Source organism: Streptomyces graminilatus, assembly GCF_001418565.1.
Classification (GTDB): Bacteria; Actinomycetota; Actinomycetes; order Streptomycetales; family Streptomycetaceae; genus Streptomyces; species Streptomyces graminilatus.
The window spans coordinates 1-14,608 of the sequence record NZ_LIQQ01000144.1; the positions used below are offsets into that span (position 1 = coordinate 1).

At 71.5% G+C, this 14,608-nt stretch carries 18 protein-coding genes; 13 read left to right on the forward strand and 5 right to left on the reverse strand.

Annotation, left to right across the window (positions count from 1 at the left end; translation table 11 throughout):
- Positions 1–26 precede the first annotated feature (26 nt).
- The 4 genes from ybaK to AOK08_RS13985 all read right to left on the reverse strand — a co-directional run bounded on the left by ybaK (position 27) and on the right by AOK08_RS13985 (position 4,064).
- Positions 27–524, reverse strand: a complete 498-nt coding sequence (gene ybaK / locus AOK08_RS13970; RefSeq protein WP_055525863.1) for a Cys-tRNA(Pro) deacylase — start codon at positions 522–524, stop codon at positions 27–29.
- A gap of 16 nt (positions 525–540) precedes the next feature.
- A complete protein-coding gene (locus AOK08_RS13975) occupies positions 541–1,281 on the reverse strand; it encodes an LON peptidase substrate-binding domain-containing protein (RefSeq protein ID WP_055525902.1) in 741 nt (246 codons plus the stop codon).
- An 11-nt stretch (positions 1,282–1,292) separates the two neighbouring features.
- Positions 1,293–2,369 carry a hypothetical protein gene (locus AOK08_RS13980; RefSeq protein ID WP_055525864.1) on the reverse strand — a complete coding sequence of 359 codons (1,077 nt, stop codon included), beginning with the start codon at positions 2,367–2,369 and terminating at the stop codon, positions 1,293–1,295.
- Positions 2,370–2,465: 96 nt separating this feature from the next.
- Positions 2,466–4,064 carry a hypothetical protein gene (locus AOK08_RS13985; protein WP_055525865.1) on the reverse strand — a complete coding sequence of 533 codons (1,599 nt, stop codon included), beginning with the start codon at positions 4,062–4,064 and terminating at the stop codon, positions 2,466–2,468.
- Positions 4,065–4,280: 216 nt separating this feature from the next.
- On the opposite strand from AOK08_RS13985, the gene hisD reads away from it, so the two are divergent.
- From hisD to hisF, 8 genes are read left to right on the forward strand one after another with little or no spacing between them, the layout of a single operon-like run.
- Entirely contained in the window at positions 4,281–5,630 is a 1,350-nt protein-coding gene (gene hisD / locus AOK08_RS13990; RefSeq protein ID WP_055525866.1) for a histidinol dehydrogenase, read from the forward strand.
- On the forward strand, positions 5,627–6,736 hold the full coding sequence (locus AOK08_RS13995) for a histidinol-phosphate transaminase (RefSeq protein ID WP_055525867.1): 1,110 nt from the start codon (positions 5,627–5,629) through the stop codon (positions 6,734–6,736). Before hisD ends, AOK08_RS13995 begins: the two co-directional genes overlap by 4 nt.
- Positions 6,736–7,329 carry an imidazoleglycerol-phosphate dehydratase HisB gene (gene hisB, locus AOK08_RS14000; RefSeq protein WP_006377508.1) on the forward strand — a complete coding sequence of 198 codons (594 nt, stop codon included), beginning with the start codon at positions 6,736–6,738 and terminating at the stop codon, positions 7,327–7,329. The genes AOK08_RS13995 and hisB overlap by 1 nt, the downstream gene beginning before the upstream one ends.
- 3 nt (positions 7,330–7,332) lie before the next feature.
- A complete protein-coding gene (locus AOK08_RS46425) occupies positions 7,333–7,497 on the forward strand; it encodes a hypothetical protein (RefSeq protein WP_055525868.1) in 165 nt (54 codons plus the stop codon).
- Complete coding sequence (hisH, locus tag AOK08_RS14010) at positions 7,494–8,171, forward strand: imidazole glycerol phosphate synthase subunit HisH (RefSeq protein ID WP_055525869.1); 678 nt, start codon at positions 7,494–7,496, stop codon at positions 8,169–8,171. Before AOK08_RS46425 ends, hisH begins: the two co-directional genes overlap by 4 nt.
- A 3-nt stretch (positions 8,172–8,174) precedes the next feature.
- On the forward strand, positions 8,175–8,900 hold the full coding sequence (gene priA / locus AOK08_RS14015) for a bifunctional 1-(5-phosphoribosyl)-5-((5-phosphoribosylamino)methylideneamino)imidazole-4-carboxamide isomerase/phosphoribosylanthranilate isomerase PriA (protein ID WP_055525870.1): 726 nt from the start codon (positions 8,175–8,177) through the stop codon (positions 8,898–8,900).
- The gene (locus tag AOK08_RS14020) at positions 8,897–9,295 is read left to right on the forward strand and encodes a RidA family protein (RefSeq protein WP_055525871.1); all 399 of its coding nucleotides are present in this window, start codon (positions 8,897–8,899) and stop codon (positions 9,293–9,295) included. The genes priA and AOK08_RS14020 overlap by 4 nt, the downstream gene beginning before the upstream one ends.
- Complete coding sequence (gene hisF, locus AOK08_RS14025) at positions 9,292–10,047, forward strand: imidazole glycerol phosphate synthase subunit HisF (RefSeq protein ID WP_055525872.1); 756 nt, start codon at positions 9,292–9,294, stop codon at positions 10,045–10,047. The genes AOK08_RS14020 and hisF overlap by 4 nt, the downstream gene beginning before the upstream one ends.
- A 92-nt stretch (positions 10,048–10,139) precedes the next feature.
- Here the strand turns inward: hisF and AOK08_RS14030 are convergent, their stop codons facing one another.
- On the reverse strand, positions 10,140–10,775 hold the full coding sequence (locus AOK08_RS14030; protein ID WP_055525873.1) for a TIGR03085 family metal-binding protein: 636 nt from the start codon (positions 10,773–10,775) through the stop codon (positions 10,140–10,142).
- Positions 10,776–10,857: 82 nt separating this feature from the next.
- Between AOK08_RS14030 and hisI the strand changes: the two genes are divergently transcribed.
- From hisI to AOK08_RS14055, 5 genes are all read left to right on the forward strand, one after another.
- Positions 10,858–11,283, forward strand: coding sequence for a phosphoribosyl-AMP cyclohydrolase (gene hisI, locus AOK08_RS14035; protein ID WP_055525874.1), 426 nt, complete (start codon positions 10,858–10,860; stop codon positions 11,281–11,283).
- 11 nt (positions 11,284–11,294) lie between these two features.
- A complete protein-coding gene (locus AOK08_RS14040; RefSeq protein WP_055525875.1) occupies positions 11,295–12,773 on the forward strand; it encodes an anthranilate synthase component I in 1,479 nt (492 codons plus the stop codon).
- A 70-nt stretch (positions 12,774–12,843) separates the two neighbouring features.
- A complete protein-coding gene (locus AOK08_RS14045; RefSeq protein WP_055525876.1) occupies positions 12,844–13,491 on the forward strand; it encodes a TIGR02234 family membrane protein in 648 nt (215 codons plus the stop codon).
- A gap of 239 nt (positions 13,492–13,730) precedes the next feature.
- Entirely contained in the window at positions 13,731–13,976 is a 246-nt protein-coding gene (locus tag AOK08_RS14050) for an HGxxPAAW family protein (RefSeq protein ID WP_055525903.1), read from the forward strand.
- 92 nt (positions 13,977–14,068) lie between these two features.
- Complete coding sequence (locus AOK08_RS14055; RefSeq protein WP_055525877.1) at positions 14,069–14,518, forward strand: DUF2752 domain-containing protein; 450 nt, start codon at positions 14,069–14,071, stop codon at positions 14,516–14,518.
- Positions 14,519–14,608 lie beyond the last annotated feature (90 nt).

A 14,608-nucleotide genomic window follows, 5' to 3' on the forward strand; every position in this document is an offset into this window, starting at 1 on the left:
GGTGGGGAACACCCCTGCGGGCGTGGTCAGGTGCGGGCGATCGGGGCCCGTACCGCCTGTGTCAGGGTTGTGAGGGCCTCGGGGGTGAGTTCCACCTCCAGGCCCCGGCGGCCCGCCGAGACACAGATCGTGTCGTGGGTGTCCGCCGAGGTGTCCAGGACCGTGCGGAGTTTCTTGCGCTGGCCCAGGGGGGAGATCCCGCCCCGCACGTAGCCCGTCGTGCGTTCCGCCAGGGTGGGGTCCGCCATGGACGCCCGTTTGCCCGAGACCGCCGTTGCCAGGGCCTTCAGGTCCAGCTGGCCCGCCACCGGGACCACCGCCACCGTCAGCACCCCGTCCACGTCCGCCACCAGGGTCTTGAAGACGCGCTCGGGCGACACCCCCATCGCCTCGGCGGCCTCCTCGCCGTACGAGGGATGCGCGGGGTCGTGCTCGTACGCGTGCACCTTGAACGCGACGCCCGCCGCAGTCAGGGCCACCGTCGCCGGTGTTCCGCCCGGTTGCTGTTGTTTCTTTTTCGCCATCCTGGTTCCGCTCCCCTCAGTTGAGGCTTGTCGGGCTGCGTGTCAGTTCCGCCGCCGGGAGCGACGGGAGGTTGCGGATGATCGCCGTCTCCGAGCGCAGGAGCTTCAGTTCCTCGCGGAGGCGGGACGAGGTGTCCGGGGCCTGGAGCAGGCGCTGCTTCGACGGGGTGTCCAGCATCATCGCCGCCGCCACCAGGTACGACACCACCGACGGCTCGTCGGGCAGGTCGGCGCCCGTCGACAGGGAGCGTTCCCGGGCGCCCGCCAGGCGCTTCTGGTACTGGCGGAAGGCCCGCAGGACACCCTCGGCCAGCGCGCCGGCGCCGTCACCGGCGGACTCCTCCAGCTCCTCCAGTTCCGCCGTGAGGAACGGGCCCGAGGCCTCCACGGACACCAGCCGCACCCGGGTCGTACCGGTCGCCAGCACCTCGTACGTACCGTCGGCCCGTTCCCTGATCGTCGCCGCGTCCGCCACGCAGCCCACGGAGTGGAACGCCTTGGCCGGGTCGTCGCCGAAGCCCGCCGTGGGCCCGCGTTCGGGCACCGCCGTCTGGTCGGGCAGGCCCTGCGCGCTGGGTGCCACCTCGTGGCCGTCGCGGATCGTCACGACGGCGAACCTGCGCGGTTCGTCCTCGGGAGTCTTGAGGAGTTCGCGCATCATGGCGCGATACCGCTCCTCGAAGATGTTCAGCGGGAGGACGAGTCCCGGGAACAGCACGGAGTTGAGCGGGAAGAGAGGCAGCCGGACGGTGGTCACGACGGGCAAGCCTAGTGGTCGGCCGGGTGTGCGCGTCCGCCGTGCTCACTCCGTGGATGACACGTGCAGACCGCGCAGCGGGTGGCGGACGCGTTCCGGTGGATCTCCTCGCGCGCTTCGAGGAACCTGGCGAGCGGGTCGTCCGAGAACCGGTCCCAGGGGAACGACGAGGCGTACGGGCCGGTCAGGCGCAGTTGCTGGAGGGCGTCCTGCCAGCGGCCGAGTCCCATCAGGACGTAGATCAGCAGGTTGCGCGGCTCGGCCGCACAGGGGGATGCCGCCGGGTGCGCCGTCGACAGGGTGACGGCGGCGTCCGCCGCCGCGTCCAGACGGGCCCGGTCCACCGCCGTCCTGCCGTCGCCCTCGGTCAGCCAGGCGAACGCCGCGCGCAGGGGCAGTGTCTGGACGAGCGAGCAGGGCAGGGCGTCCTGGGCGGCCCGCTCGGCGAAGTCGAAGCACTCGCGGTGCGAGCCGAGGCCGTCCGAGGACCGGAAGCGGCGCGTGGACAGGTACTTGAGCGCCGCCGCATGGCAGCCGTAGTGGTGCGGGGAGCGGCGCACGGCCTCGCCCCACAGCCGCTCGAACTCGCCGTGGTCCGCGTCACTGCCCCGGGCCCGGTCCAGCGCGATGCGCCAGGGCACCGGGTCGCGCGGGTCGCCCGCCACGGCGGCCTCGACCAACGGGCCGGTCTGGAGCAGGAGTTCGGCCCGGGCGGGGGACTCCCAGGCGTGTGTCACCGCCAGCTCGGCCGCGACCAGCAGCGCGTCCGGGTCGTCGGGGGCGGCGGCGCGCCAGGACGTGAACCACTCGGCGCGGGAGTGCGCGAACGCGGCCAGCCGGATCACGTACCGGTCGCGGTTCTCCCACTCGGCCGTGCGGCGGGTGGCTGCCAGCAGGTCGGCCGCGGGCCCGTACTCGCCCCGGCCCGCCGCGACGAGCGCGGGGCCCAGGCGCGCGTCGGGCGCGTCGAGCAGGACCTCGTCGTCGGCGGGCAGTCCGGCGGCGGCGAGGCGTGGAGACGGCGGGATGTTCCGGACCGCCCTGCTGGAACGGAGGAACGCACGCAGCGAAGCCATGGTGTCGACCATTGAAAGGCGCAGGTCGGGGTCGCGCCAGCCCAAACACGCACCCTGTTTTTAGTTGTACGGTCCGAGGTGAGGAGATCGTGAAGAAATGAGCTTCGCTCAGTTTCTGCTCAGCAGCCGGGTGGCCCCCGCCGCCACCGTCGTCGCCAGGATCCAGCCCAGCATGATGATCGCCGCGGCCAGCCACTGCCAGCCGCCGCGTAACTGCCAGTAGCCGACCTGGCCCAGGTCGATCACCGGGAGAAGCAGGTCGAGGGCGAAGAGGGAGGGGTTCCACGGTGGGTGCTGCCCACTGTTCATGGGTGGGTGGCTGGCGTGCGCGAACGCCACCGAACTCGCCGCCCACAGCACCGCCATCCACACGGCGGCCCGGCCGGGCCGGTACCCGTAGGCGACCGTCCAGTCCTGCGCGTACCCCCAGAGCTTCGCCGCCGGTGGCAGCGTCTCGCGGCGCCGGCGCTGCTTGGCGAGCAGCACCTCGCGCGCGTCCTCGTCCTCGCCGCCGTTGCGCAGCACGGCGGCGAGCCGTTCGTACGGCTCCGGGCTGTACTCGGCGGTCGCCGCCGCCACCCACGCCAGCCGCTCGGCCGGCGGGAACGGCCCCTGCGGTACGAGGTTCTCGTACCCGAAGCCGCCCATGTGCAGGTTGCCCGGACCCGGCCAGCTGTCCGCCCGGTCCACGAGGTTGACGACCTTGGCGCCCGACAGCACCACCTTGCCGCGCTCCGGCCGCTCCCCGAGGAAGCGCAGCTCGGGCGTCTGCACCCGCAGCAGCGACACCTGCTGGTCGTCGGTGAGGACCAGGCAGGCGCGTTCGAAGTCGACGGCGTCGCCGAACCGGCCGTCGTCGAGCCGGATCCCGCCCTCGCACTCGAAACGCTGGACGCGGGTCCCGCGCGCGGGGGTCGTCCCGCTGGTCAGGACGGGGTTCCAGACGCCCGCCGGGGTCAGATACAGCGTGCGGCCCACCGTCAACTGGGGGGCGTTGAGCGCGAGCCGTCCGTACGGGTTGGCGAGCCTGCTGCCGCGCAGGCTCAGCGAGACGCCGATCGTCGCCCCGCGCAGGCTCAGCTCGCCGTGCGACTCCAGCATCTCCGCCTGGAGGTCCTGGCCGACGCTCATGCCGTCCGCGACGATCGAACGCCCGCGCCGGTCCCGGTAGACGATCGCCTGGTTGAGCAGCAGATCCGTACCGATCCGCGCGTCGGCGAGCCGGGCTCCGTTGTGGAAGCGGCAGCGGGGGAGGTGCAGATCGCCCTCGGTGTGCACCCGGGCCGCCTCCAGCCGGGGCACCGAGCAGTTCACCAGCCGTACGGTCGTGAAGTGGGCCTCCGGCACGAGGATCTCCTTCTCGAACCGGCAGCTCTTCAGCTCGACGTACGGCACGATCGTGCCGCCCGCCAGATCCAGCGTGCCGTTGATCTGCACGCCGGTGAGCTTGAGGGACGCCACGCGCCCGGCGAGCGCCGGCGGGCCGTCGAGGAGCAGCCAGCACACGATGCGGGCCCGTACGGTGCGTTCGGCGCCCCAGGGATGGCCGCCGTGCGGATCGTCGACGACGGTGTCGCCGCTGCTCAGGTCGTACGCACTGCCGTTGCGGAAGGCCAGCCACATGCCGAGTTCGGCCGCGCTCAGGTCGTCCGGTGGTTCCCCCGCGTTCGCCGAGCCCCCCGCGCGGATGCCGGCACCCTCTGTCACGACGTTCTCCCACTCCTCCCCAGGCCACCCGGTGTCACCAGGGGTTACCAACAGGTTTAGTACAACCGTTCTGCCCGCTCGGTAACCCTCTGAACTCAAAACGTGAAGCTGATCTTCCGGGTTCCCCGGGCGGCCCGTGGACGGGCGCCGCAACGCTCTGTATCAGCCACTGATACATGCGGACAGTGCCCGATCCCCGTCTGAGAGAATTGCGACGTGATCTCGCGAATCGATCTGCGCGGCGACGCCCTCCCCGAGGGACCCGCCCTGCGCGACCTGCTGCCCCGAGCCGACTTCGACGTCTCGGCCGCCCTGGAGAAGGTGCGCCCGATCTGCGAGGCCGTGCGTCATCGGGGCGACGCGGCGCTGATCGACTTCGCCGAGAGGTTCGACGGAGTACGGCTGGAATCCGTACGGGTGCCGGTGAAAGCCCTCGCCGACGCGCTGGAGGCGCTCGACCCGGCCGTCCGCGCGGCCCTGGAGGAGTCCATCCGCCGCGCCCGTCTCGTCCACCGCGAGCAGCGCCGTACGACGCACACGACCCAGGTCGCGCCCGGCGGCTCGGTCACCGAGAAGTGGGTGCCCGTGGACCGGGTCGGACTGTACGCGCCCGGCGGCCGGTCCGTGTACCCGTCCTCCGTGATCATGAACGTGGTGCCCGCGCAGGAGGCGGGTGTGGAGTCCATCGCCCTCGCCTCCCCGGCCCAGGCCGACTTCGACGGGCTGCCGCACCCCACCATCCTCGCCGCCTGCGCCCTCCTCGGCGTCGACGAGGTGTACGCGGCCGGTGGCGCCACCGCCGTCGCGATGTTCGCGTACGGCACCGAGTCCTGCGCGCCCGCCAACATGGTGACCGGCCCCGGCAACATCTGGGTCGCCGCCGCCAAGCGGTACTTCGCGGGGAAGATCGGCATCGACACCGAGGCCGGCCCGACCGAGATCGCGATCCTCGCCGACGACACCGCCGACCCGGTGCACGTCGCCGCCGACCTGATCAGCCAGGCCGAGCACGACCCGCTCGCCGCCGCCGTCCTCGTCACGGACTCCGTGGCGCTCGCCGACGCGGTCGAGAAGGAACTGGAGCCGCAGGTCGCGGCCACCAAGCACATCGAGGACCGGATCGCCCCGGCGCTGGCCGGCAGGCAGTCCGCGATCGTCGTCGTGGACGGCGTGGAGGAAGGGCTGCGGGTCGTCGACGCGTACGGCGCCGAGCACCTGGAGATCCAGACCGCGAACGCCGCGGCCGTGGCCGACCGGGTCCGCAACGCCGGCGCGATCTTCGTCGGCCCCTGGTCGCCGGTCTCCCTCGGCGACTACGCGGCCGGGTCCAACCACGTCCTGCCGACCGGCGGCTGCGCCTGCCACTCCTCCGGTCTGTCCGTCCAGTCCTTCCTGCGCGGCATCCACATCGTCGACTACACGCGGGACGCGCTGGCCGACGTGGCGCACCACGTGGTGACGCTGGCGGAGGCGGAGGACCTGCCCGCGCACGGCGCGGCGGTCAAGGCAAGGTTTGTCGGAGACGAACGAATGTCGCGTGGGTGGAAGGTGCCTGAGAGCAAGTGAACTTCGGAATCGACGATCTCCCCGTACGGGACGAGCTGCGCGGCAAGTCGCCGTACGGCGCGCCCCAGCTCGACGTCCCCGTACGGCTGAACACCAACGAGAACCCCTACCCGCTGCCCGAGGCGCTCGTCGAGCGGATCGCCGAACGGGTGCGCGAGGCGGCCCGCGACCTCAACCGTTACCCCGACCGGGACGCCGTGGAGCTGCGTACGCGGCTCGCCGAGTACCTGACGGACACCTCGGGCCACGAGGTCGGCCTCGCCAACGTGTGGGCCGCCAACGGGTCCAACGAGGTGATCCAGCAACTGCTCCAGACCTTCGGCGGGCCCGGCCGTACGGCCATCGGCTTCGAGCCCTCGTACTCGATGCACGGGCTCATCGCGCGCGGGACGGGCACCGGGTGGATCTCCGGCCCCCGCAACGACGACTTCACGATCGATCTCGCGGCGGCCGAGAAGGCCATCGCCGAGCACCGGCCCGACGTCGTCTTCATCACCACCCCCAACAACCCCACCGGGAACGCGGTCCCGCGCGAGACCGTCCTCGCGCTGTACGAGGCCGCGCAGGCCGCGAAGCCGTCGATGGTCGTGGTCGACGAGGCGTACGTCGAGTTCAGCCACGGCGACTCCCTGCTGCCGCTGATCGAGGGACGGCCGAATCTCGTCGTCTCACGGACCATGTCCAAGGCGTTCGGCGCGGCGGGCCTGCGCCTGGGCTATCTCGCCGCGCACCCGGCCGTCGTCGACGCCGTGCAGCTCGTACGGTTGCCCTATCACCTGTCGGCCGTGGCGCAGGCGACCGCCCTGGCGGCCCTGGAGCACACCGGCACACTGCTGAAGTACGTCGAGCAGCTGAAGGCCGAGCGGGACCGGCTGGTCGCCGAACTGCGTGCCCTCGGCTTCGACGTCACCGAGTCCGACGCCAACTTCGTGCAGTTCGGCACCTTCGCCGACTCCCACGAGGCCTGGCAGCGGATCCTCGACCAGGGTGTCCTGGTCCGGGACAACGGCGTCCCCGGATGGCTGCGGGTCACCGCCGGAACCCCCGCCGAGAACGACGCGTTCCTCGACGCGGTACGTGAACTGAAGAAAGAACAGGACCAGTAATGAGCCGCGTCGGACGCGTGGAGCGCACCACCAAGGAGACGTCGGTCCTCGTCGAGATCGATCTCGACGGCACCGGCAAGGTCGAGGTGTCGACGGGCGTCGGCTTCTACGACCACATGCTCGACCAGCTCGGCCGGCACGGTCTGTTCGACCTGACCGTGAAGACCGAGGGCGACCTGCACATCGACTCGCACCACACCATCGAGGACACCGCCCTCGCCCTCGGCGCCGCCTTCAAGCAGGCCCTCGGCGACAAGGTCGGCATCTACCGCTTCGGCAACTGCACGGTCCCCCTGGACGAGTCCCTCGCCCAGGTGACGGTCGACCTGTCCGGCCGCCCGTACCTCGTGCACACCGAGCCCGAGAAGATGGCGCCGATGATCGGCGAGTACGACACCACGATGACCCGGCACATCCTGGAGTCCTTCGTCGCCCAGGCCCAGATCGCGCTGCACGTGCACGTGCCCTACGGGCGCAACGCGCACCACATCGTGGAGTGCCAGTTCAAGGCCCTCGCGCGGGCGCTGCGGTACGCCTCCGAGCGTGACCCGCGCGCGGCGGGCATCCTCCCCTCCACGAAGGGCGCCCTGTAAGCCATGAACGGCCTGTCCACCATCCTGATCGTCTTCGGACTGTTCCTGCTCGGCGGGATCTACTCCTTCGTCAAGCAGAAGATGCCGATGAGCCTCATCGTGTTGCTGTCGATAGGCGCCGCGATGTGCCTGGTCGCCGGCGTGCTGAGGCTGGAGGTCTGGAATTGAGCACATCCAACCCGTCCAACTCGTCCAAGGCTTCGAACGGAGCCAAGAAGGTCGTCGTCTTCGACTACGGCTTCGGGAACGTGCGGTCCGCGGAACGCGCCCTCGCGCGCGCGGGTGCCGACGTCGAGATAACGCGTGACTTCGACAGGGCCATGAACGCGGACGGGCTGCTGGTGCCCGGCGTCGGCGCCTTCGCCGCCTGTATGCGGGGCCTGAAGGAGGCGCGCGGCGACTGGATCGTCGGGCGCAGGCTGGCCGGCGGACGTCCCGTCATGGGCATCTGCGTGGGCATGCAGATCCTCTTCGCGCGCGGTATCGAACACGGCGTCGAGACCGAGGGCCTCGACGAGTGGCCCGGCTCGGTCGAGCCGCTCCAGGCCGAGATCGTCCCCCACATGGGCTGGAACACCGTGGACGCCCCCGCCGACTCCCAGCTCTTCGCGGGCCTGGACGCCGACGCCCGCTTCTACTTCGTCCACTCGTACGCCGTCCACGACTGGACGCTGGAGACCGCGAACCCGCTGCTGCGCGCCCCCAAGGTCACCTGGTCGACGCACGGCAAGCCCTTCGTCGCGGCCGTCGAGAACGGCGCCCTGTGGGCCACCCAGTTCCACCCCGAGAAGTCCGGCGACGCCGGAGCGCAGCTGCTCACCAACTGGATCGGAACCCTGTAGATCATGGCCAAGCTCGAACTCCTCCCCGCCGTCGACGTCCGCGACGGCCAGGCGGTCCGCCTCGTGCACGGCGAGTCCGGCACGGAGACCTCGTACGGCTCCCCCCTGGAGGCCGCCCTCGCCTGGCAGCGCTCGGGCGCCGAGTGGCTGCACCTCGTCGACCTGGACGCCGCCTTCGGCACCGGCGACAACCGGAAGCTGATCGCCGAGGTCACCGGGGCGATGGACATCAAGGTGGAGCTGTCCGGCGGAATCCGCGACGACGACACGCTGGCCGCCGCCCTGGCGACGGGCTGCACGCGCGTGAACCTCGGTACGGCCGCCCTGGAGACCCCGGACTGGGTCGCCAAGGTCATCGCCCAGCACGGCGACCGGATCGCGGTCGGCCTGGACGTCCGCGGCACCACGCTCCGCGGACGCGGCTGGACCCGCGACGGCGGCGACCTCTACGAGACGCTGGAGCGCCTCAACGGCGAGGGCTGCGCACGGTACGTCGTCACCGACATCGCCAAGGACGGCACCCTCCAGGGCCCCAACCTGGAACTCCTGAGGAACGTCTGCGCGGCGACCGACCGGCCCGTGGTGGCCTCCGGCGGCGTCTCCTCCCTGGACGACCTGCGGGCCATCGCCGAGCTGGTACCCCTCGGCGTCGAGGGCTCCATCGTCGGCAAGGCCCTGTACGCGAAGGCGTTCACCCTGGAAGAGGCACTGGAGGCGGTGGCCAAGTGAGCGACGTACGGCGTGTCACGACCGGCGCCCCCTGGGAGGAGACCTTCGGGTACTCCCGCGCGGTGGAGCTGCCGAACGGCCTGGTCCTGGTCTCCGGCTGCACGTCCATCGTGGACGGCCAGATCGCCGGGGGCGGCCCGTACGACCAGACCGTCAACGCCTTCAACGTCGCCTTCGCGGCGCTGGGGCAGTTGGGCCTCGGCCGTGACGACGTGGTGCGCACGCGCATGTACATCACCCACGCGCGGGACGTGGACGACGTCGGACGCGCCCACAAGGAGCTGTTCGACGCCGTACGGCCCGCCGCATCCATGATCATCGTCGCCGGCCTCGTGGACCCCAGCCTCGTCGTCGAGGTCGAGGTGGAGGCATACCGAGGAGCGCCCGCAGCATGACCCTCGCCGTACGAGTCATCCCCTGCCTGGACGTGGACAACGGCCGGGTCGTCAAGGGCGTCAACTTCCAGAACCTCCGCGACGCGGGCGACCCCGTCGAGATGGCCAAGGTGTACGACGCCGAGGGCGCCGACGAACTGACGTTCCTCGACATCACCGCGTCCTCGGGCAACCGCGAGACCACCTACGACGTGGTCCGGCGCACCGCCGAGCAGGTGTTCATCCCGCTCACCGTCGGCGGCGGGGTGCGCGCGGCCGAGGACGTCGACAAGCTGCTGCGCGCCGGCGCCGACAAGGTGGGCGTCAACACGGCCGCCATCGCGCGTCCGGAGCTGATCCGCGAGATCGCCGAGCGGTTCGGGAGGCAGGTGCTGGTGCTGTCGGTCGACGCGCGTCGGACCGCGTCCGGGTCCTTCGAGGTCACGACCCACGGAGGTCGGCGCGGTACCGGCATCGACGCGGTCGAGTGGGCGCACGAGGCCGCCGAGCTGGGCGCCGGCGAGATCCTGCTCAACTCGATGGACGCGGACGGGACGAAGGACGGGTACGACATCGAGATGATCGAGGCCGTACGCAAGCATGTGCGGGTGCCGCTGATCGCCAGTGGGGGAGCGGGGCGGCTCGCCGACTTCGCCCCTGCCGTCGGGGCGGGGGCCGATGCGGTGCTCGCCGCCTCCGTCTTCCACTTCGGGGATCTGCGGATCGGGCAGGTAAAGGGTGCGCTGCGCGCGGCGGGACATCCTGTTCGCTGACGTGCGGTTCTTTGGGCGCGGGCCGGTGGGGGCTGGTCGCGCCCCGCGGCGGAGCCGCAGATCAGATACAGCCCCGCGCCCCTAAAAACAGCTCAGATGCCCAACTGCTTTGATTCGTGGAGCTTGGTGATCGCTTCCTTGTCGCCCTCCAGCTCCACGTCGGCGGCCGTCTGGCGGCCGAGCGCGAAGAGTAGGAGTTCGGACGGTTCGCCCGTCACCGTGACCACCGGGGTGGCGCGGTTGGCGACCGCCGTTCGGCCGTCCGGGCGGCGCAGTACCAGGCCCGTCGTGGCGCCGCGGCCCGCCAGGCGGGCGGTGCGCTCCAGGCGGGACCACAGGGCGTCCTGGAAGACCGGGTCCAGCTCGCGGGGCGTCCAGTCGGGGCGCGCCCGGCGGACGTCCTCCGTATGGACGTAGAACTCGACGATGTTCGACGCCTCGTCGACCTGCTTCAGCGAGAACGGCGAGAAACGCGGCGGGCCCGTACGGATCAGCTGGACCAGTTCCTCGTACGGCTTGTCGGCGAACTCCGCCATCACCCGCTCAAGCCGGGCACCGAGCTGCTTGATCACCAGCCCGCCGGCGGCGTCCGGACGGCGCTCGCGCACCACCACGTGCGCGGCGAGATCCCTGGTCCGCCAGCCCTCGCACAGCGTCGGGGCGTCGGGACCCTCGGTCTCCAACAGGTCGGCGAGAAGAAGTCGTTCACGCTTCGCGTAGGTAGACATAGCAGTAAGCGTACGACTGTTCACTTGGTCCGCCCAATGGACATCCAGGGGGACTGTCAGTGGGGCGCGGCACAATGGCCCCATGAGCAGCAGCACGCCCCCGCCCAGCACGACCGGCGGCCCCAGCCCCCTCGCCCCGGAGATCGCCGCGCGCCTGAAGCGGGGCCCCGACGGGCTCGTCCCGGCCGTCGCCCAGCAGTACGACACCGGTGAGGTGCTCATGCTCGGCTGGATGGACGACGAGGCGCTGCACCGCACCCTGACCACGGGCCGCTGCACCTACTGGTCGCGCAGCCGCCAGGAGTACTGGGTCAAGGGCGACACCTCCGGCCACTACCAGCACGTGAAGTCCGTCGCCCTCGACTGCGACGCCGACACCGTGCTCGTCAAGGTCGACCAGGTGGGTGCCGCCTGCCACACCGGCGCGCGGAACTGCTTCGACGCCGACATCCTGCTCGACGTGTCGTTCGAGGACGCCGATTCCGGCGTACTCCCTCAAGGTCAGTAAGGTCAGCGGCCATGGACCTCGAGACCTTCCGCAAGCTCGCCGTCGACCGGCGCGTCATCCCCGTCACCCGCAAGCTCCTCGCCGACGGCGACACACCGGTCGCGCTCTACCGCAAGCTCGCCGCCGAACGCCCCGGCACCTTCCTGCTGGAGTCCGCCGAGAACGGCAGGTCCTGGTCCCGCTACTCCTTCGTCGGCGTCCGCTCCAGCGCCACTCTCACCGCCCGCGACGGCCAGGCCCACTGGCTGGGCACCCCGCCCGTCGGCGTGCCGGTCGACGGCGACCCGCTCGCCGCCCTGCGCGCCACCATCGAGACCCTCCACACCCCCCACCAGGAGGACCTGCCGCCCTTCACCGGCGGCATGGTCGGCTACCTCGGGTACGACATCGTGCGCCGCCTGGAGAAGATCGGCCCCGGCGAGCGCGACGACCTGAAGCTGCCCGAGCTGACCATGCTCCTCACCAGCGACCTGGCCGTCATGGACCACTGGGAGGGCTCGGTCCTGCTGATCGCCAACGCGATCAACCACAACGACCTCGACACGGGCGTCGACGAGTCCTACGCCGACGCCGTGGCCCGTCTCGACGCCATGCAGGCCGACCTCGCGCGCCCGGTCTCCCAGCCGCCCGCCGTGCTCCCGCCCTCCGAACTCCCCGAGTACACGGCCCTGTGGGGCGGCCCGGACTACCAGGTCGCCGTCGAGGACATCAAGGAGCGCATCAGGGCCGGGGAAGCCTTCCAGGTGGTCCCCTCCCAGCGCTTCGAGACACCGTGCACGGCGAGCGCGCTGGACGTCTACCGGGTCCTGCGGGCCACCAACCCGTCCCCGTACATGTACCTGTTCCGCTTCGACGGGTTCGACGTCGTCGGATCGTCCCCCGAGGCCCTCGTCAAGGTCGAGGACGGGCGCGCGATGGTCCACCCCATCGCGGGCACCCGGCACCGAGGGGCCACCCCGCAGGAGGACCAGGCCCTCGCCGAGGAACTCCTCGCCGACCCCAAGGAGCGCGCCGAGCACCTCATGCTCGTCGACCTAGGGCGCAACGACCTCGGCCGGGTCTGCGAACCCGGCTCCGTCGAGGTCGTCGACTTCATGTCCGTCGAGCGGTACTCGCACGTCATGCACATCGTCTCCACCGTCACCGGCCGCGTGGCGTCCGGCCGCACCGCCTTCGACGTCCTCACGGCCTGCTTCCCGGCCGGCACGCTCTCCGGGGCACCCAAGCCGCGCGCGATGCAGATCATCGACGAACTGGAGCCGTCCAGGCGCGGGCTCTACGGCGGCGCCGTCGGCTACCTCGACTTCGCCGGTGACTCCGACACCGCCATCGCCATCCGCACGGCCCTCCTGCGCGACGGCACGGCCTATGTCCAGGCGGGCGCCGGCGTCGTCGCCGACTCCGACCCGGTCGCCGAGGACAACGAGTGCCGCAACAAGGCGGCGGCCGTCCTGCGCGCGATCCACACGGCGAACCGCCTCGGACAGTAGGGCGTTCCCCGCGAATGGGGCGCTTCTCACGTGAGCCCCGGGTGACGGTTCACCCGGGGTTCAGGCGATAGTGGGGTACGTGACTGCCGTACCCGTACCTCCCCCACGCTCCGAAGCCCCCCGTCCCGGCCGCGCCGGCCGGCTCAGCCTCGCCGTCGCCCTGCTGGCCGGTGCGCTCGGCGCGGCCGTCGCGCTGCTCGCCACCCGACAGCGCTGGTCGGCGGGCACCACGCCGGTCGCCGGCGGTGCCTTCCCACTGACCGTCAGCGGCAGCGACGTCACGGGCGTGCCCGCGGCGCTCGCCATAGTGGGCCTCGCCGCGCTCGTCGCCCTCTTCGCCGTCCGCCGCTCCGGCCGCCTCCTGGTCGCCGTCCTGCTCGCGCTGTCCGGCGCCGGGACGATCGCCGCGGCCGTCCTCGGCGCCTCCGACAGCTCCGCGCTCGCCGAGAAGGCCGCACAGGCCACCGGCGACACCGCCGCCACCGTGAACACCCTCAGCCACACCGCCTGGCCCTACGTGGCCGCCCTCGGCGGCGTGCTGATCCTCGTCGCCGGCCTCCTGGCCCTGCGCTACGGCCGTCTGTGGCCAGGGATGTCCGGCCGGTACGAGCGCGGCGGTGTCCCGCGCCAGCGCCCCCGGACCAAGGCCGTCGATCCCGACCGGCCCGAGGAGATCTGGAAGGCCCTCGACCGGGGCGAGGACCCGACGGGGGCTTAGCGCTCCGCTGGAAGGCGGCGCGTTTTCGGCCGCGGGCACGTCGTGGCCGTTCGCGCCCGGCGGCGGTGCCGCAGATCGATGTGGCCCCGCGGCCCTTCGGGGCGCTCGTGACGGTGCGACTCGCTACTGCGCCCCCCGGCGTCCGCCACACGTGCGCGTGCGGGACAATGGGCGACGAGCGTCCGGCTCACCACGTACTGCATTTCAACAACAAGCAACTCAGCAACGAGGAGCAAGTCATGGCGGGCAGCAGCCACGGTCACACTTTGGCCGCCTGGACCGGCGTCACCATCTCCATCATCGGCTTCTGCGTAGCGGGCGCCTTCATGGTGATGGCCGAGCCTCTTGGCTTCTGGGCCGGCATGGTGATCGCGGTCCTCGGCGGTGTCGTCGGCTGGATCATGGCCGCGATGGGCCTCGGCAAGCAGAAGCCGGCCACCCAGGGCCCCAAGGTCGCGGCCGAACCGGCGGGTGCCGGTAGCTGAACCCCGTAGGGGACCGGTTTTCGGACAGGCAGGGGCGGCCCGGCGACATCGCCGGACCGCCCCTCGCGCGTGTACGCCCCGCAGGGGGCAGAATGCGTGGGGTGAACACCGAGCGGGCTCAGCAGCGTGTGGCGTCGGGCGCCGGTGCCGTGGCGGGCCGGGTCGCCGTGCCCGCCGGGGTGCTCGCGGCCGTCGCCGGGGCCTTCGCCTACGTCGGGACGGTCGACCCCAACCAACCCGGCCACTACCCCGTCTGCCCGCTGCTACGGCTGACCGGCGTGTACTGCCCCGGCTGCGGCGGACTGCGCAGCGCCTACGCCTTCGTGCACGGGGACTGGGCGACGGCCCTTCAGGCCAACGCGCTCGCCGTGGCGGGATACCTGGCCTTCGCCGTCCTGTGGACCGTCTGGGTGATCCGCGCGGCGCGCGGACAGCCCCTGCGGATCGAACTCGGGCCGGTGCAGGCGTGGAGCCTGGGCGCATTACTGCTGGTCTTCACGGTTGTCCGGAACTTGCCGTTCGGTGGCTGGCTTCATCCTTGATCAAATGATGAATGTCCAGGTAATGGGACCGGCGTCAACCGAATGCGAGGCGCGTGCCCTCCTCCGGATACCATCGGAGTGACCGGCTTT